Raw genomic sequence first — 508 nt, 5'->3', positions numbered from 1 at the left:
GGCTTCGTTATCACCGATTCAGAGATCGTTAAAGTGTTTCAAAGTAAGTTACATTGGAATAAGAAAGGCATTCACATTGTACCAGTAAGGATCGATCATGAAAAGTTTACCAAACATGAATAACTACCCCAAACTCTTAAAAATTACTTTTGTTGATGAAGATGTGTGGGAAAATGTTAAATTTGATGGGTGGTATTGTGCGCGTAATTATTCCTATGTACCAGAAGATGATCAAGAAGATGAATTATATGTAACCTATCGGGGGGCAAAACTCACCTTAAAAGCTTCAGAGATCAAAACCATTGAGTCAGCTAAAAAATGAATTTCAATACCAACATTATAATGTATGAAATCCGCGAATTGATCCGCCAAGAGATCGATTATAGTTTCACACTCCAAAAAGACCCGGTAACGGGGCAAAATTGGCCGCCACTTAAGCCAGCTACTATTAAGCGCAAAAAGCCCCGCATGCGTACCCAAATCTTGCAAAATACGCGCGTTATGCGAA

The 508-nt window shown here is 38.6% G+C and carries 2 protein-coding genes; both read left to right on the top strand.

Features of this window, described 5'->3' with window-relative positions:
* Positions 1–97: 97 nt before the first annotated feature.
* Positions 98–322 (top strand): hypothetical protein, encoded by a 225-nt coding sequence (locus tag G6Q06_RS08345; protein ID WP_163534180.1) that lies wholly within the window; start codon positions 98–100, stop codon positions 320–322.
* A partial coding sequence (locus G6Q06_RS08340) for a phage virion morphogenesis protein (protein ID WP_163566302.1) occupies positions 319–508 on the top strand: 190 nt, incomplete at its 3' end. The genes G6Q06_RS08345 and G6Q06_RS08340, both read left to right, overlap by 4 nt.

It is taken from the genome of Helicobacter suis, from assembly GCF_902196135.1.
Taxonomy (GTDB): domain Bacteria; phylum Campylobacterota; class Campylobacteria; order Campylobacterales; family Helicobacteraceae; genus Helicobacter; species Helicobacter suis_A.
This window is presented reverse-complemented; position numbering and strand designations above follow the sequence as displayed.